General features: G+C 70.9%; 2 protein-coding genes. Both read right to left on the minus strand.

Annotation, left to right across the window (positions count from 1 at the left end; translation table 11 throughout):
* Nucleotides 1-1,598, minus strand: a 1,598-nt coding sequence (locus VG899_00020; protein HWA64743.1) for a DUF2961 domain-containing protein, incomplete at its 3' end; no start/stop codon positions are given.
* On the minus strand, nt 1,595-2,734 hold a 1,140-nt coding region (locus VG899_00025), incomplete at its 5' end, for a lipase family protein (GenBank protein HWA64744.1). The genes VG899_00025 and VG899_00020, both read right to left, overlap by 4 nt.

A 2,734-nucleotide genomic window follows, 5' to 3' on the forward strand; every position in this document is an offset into this window, starting at 1 on the left:
TCGGAGGCGAACAGCCGCTGCGCTGCGCGGTAGGAGAACGTCGTGGCGGCCGCGTCCACCGTCGGCCCCTCGTTGTCTCCGCCCGCCTGCTGGCTGTAGCGGATGCCGGCCGACCAGATGGCGCCGTCATCGGCGAACACGCGGTACGCGCTCTGCGCACCGCCGGCGAGCGGGCCGAGCGAGTCGAGCGGCCCGGCGCCGTTGAACGGCAGGGTGAACGCACCGTTGGCGAAGTAGTACCCGCCGTTGAACTCGTCTTCGGTGCCGGTGCCGTAGATCGACGGGCAGCGCAACCCGTCGATGTACACCCGTTCGTCGCCTTCCATGAACCACTGCCCGCTGCTGACGCCTGACAGCGGCGCTCGCTGCGAGAGGTCCATGACGTACGACGCGAGGTGCCCTGACCCACGTGCGTAGAGGACCGGAAAGTCACGTCCCAATCGCGTCTTGGTCACGACCCGTGTGCCGTACAGGTGCCCGGTCGCTGCGCTGGCCGCCGCGGTCCATGCCTCGATCCGGACTTTCGCGTCGGACGACGCGGAGGCGACTCGAACCCGCACGTCGCGGCGGTACGGGATGGGCAGCGCGAGATAACCCGTGCCGGTCCGCGGGTCCTCACCGAAATCCGCCGACCGGATCGGCCGGGTCTCCAGACCGTCGCCGAACACGTCTGCGAGCGGCACGTCGACCTGCGGCGACGAGGCCCCGTCGGCGTCGACCTCGAGGCGCAGGCTGCGCAGCGTCGCGAGGGTGAACGGGGCGACATGGACGCGGAGGTAGCGAATCGCAGCGGGTCCGCGCAGCACGGGAAGCGCGAGTGCGGAGCGGGCGCTCACCGGGCCGCTCACCTCCCGGTCCGGGCGCCCGGCGGGCGCGGCGCCCACTCGGTCGAGCGCGCGGGCGGCGGCTCGCGCGGCACGCTCGTCGCCGGTGAACGTGGTGACCCGGGTGCCCGTTGGAACGCTGAGGAAGGTCAGCTGGAAGTAGTTCTGGTAGGTCGAGAGCGCACCGGTCACCCGAACCTTCAGCTCGCGCGAGAAGCAGAACGGGACGTAGGAGTAGTTGCCGCCGCTGGACCCGGCGTAGTCATCGACGAGTGGCACCGGGAAGCGTGGGTCCTTGCCGGCGAAGAACGCCGCCGCGGGGTCGTCGACCGCCGGCTTGGAGCTGCCGTCGAAGAACAGCTGCACGTTGCCGAAGGAGGCGGCATCGCCGCTGGCTCCGCCGGACGACGAGGTCATCCAGATCCGCAGCAGGCAACCGGGACCGTGCTGGTCGGCAAGGACGTACGTCGAACCCTCGCGGCGTACATAGGTGACCGGCAGCACCCCGGCCAGCGGCGCGGCGTACGAACCGCCGTCGAGGTTGCCACCGGCCAGATCGTGGCTGGAGATCTGGTAGACCGCGGAGCCGGCCGGCAGCGACGAGAGCTGCTCGCCCGGATCGGCCAGGCGATCGAGCATCGTCTGCTCGGACACCGTCGGGCCGACGCGTCGGGCTGACCCCGACCCGGTGGACGCCGTCGCCGGCGCGCACACCGATGCCAGCGCCAGGGCGGCAGACAGTGCGAGCGCAGCCGCGCCGAGCCGGTGCTTCACGAGGCGCAGGTGTCGGGCAGGGCGTGTCCACTGAGGCCGTCGTCGACGTAGGTGAGGGCCCGCGGGATGAAGCCGCCGAGCGCCGCCACGATGTGATCGTCGCCGAGGTAGAGCAGCGGGTCACGGACGAAGTCGAGCTGCGTGCCGTGTGCGCAGTAATACGCGGCCAGCTGCTGCTGGCCCGAGGGCGAGATGAGCTGGTCGTGCGCCGAGATGTAGAGCATCGTCGGCGCGGTCGGCGCGTGACGACCAAGGGCGTTCCGCGAGATCGCCCGAGCGATCCTCGCCACGGCAAGCGGATGCGGGATCGTCGTCCAGCTGTCGATGTGCTCGTACTCCGACACGACCGGGCTCACGCAACCACTGCCGTCGGTCTCCGCCCGCCGGACGGCGCTGCCGTGCGTGTTGAGCAGCTTCGTCCACCCGAGGCGCGGCTCGACGCGTTGCAATCCGAGCAGCGCACCCATCACGGCACCTGAGGCGTTCGCGTCGATGTAGTGGTCGGCGGCACGGTCGTTGACGAAGGACCCGCCCGCCGCGACGGCGACGACGCGGATGTCGGGCGCGTAGGAGCGTTGGAGCTCAGCGGCAGCCAACGTCTCGTTCCCGCCGCCGGAGTAGCCGACCAACGCGACCCGGGTGTGGCGGCCGTCGACCTGTGCCCGCCTGAAGTGCTCGACCGCGCGGACCGAGTCGAGAACCGCGTGGGCCTCGGCCGTCCGCACCCACATCTCGGATCGCGGACCTTCGACGTCAGGTACGACGAGCACGTGGCCGGTCGAGACGAGCGCCGGCTCGGTGGCGGCGAACTCCAGCAACAGATCGGAGTTGTCACCCTCCCCGACCTGCAGCTGGTAGGACGGCGCGCAGTTCGACGTGAGGCTGTCCTCCGCGTCCTGCAACGAGACGATGCTGCGGGCGCCGGATGGCTTCGCGCCGTCGGGGACGATCACGGTCGTCACGTTTGCGACGGCGCGCCCGTGCCCGTCATTGGTCCGGTAGAGCAACTGATAGGCCGACGCCCCGGTCAGCGGGAGGCCTCCGGCGAGGGTCAGCTGGACCGACCGCTCGCGGATCACGGCGCCGTCGGCGTACCCCGCGAGGGAGGCGGGCGGGACGTAGAACGAGTCAGCCGA

It is taken from the genome of Mycobacteriales bacterium (assembly GCA_035550055.1).
Lineage (GTDB): Bacteria > Actinomycetota > Actinomycetes > JAFAQI01 > JAFAQI01 > DASZTV01.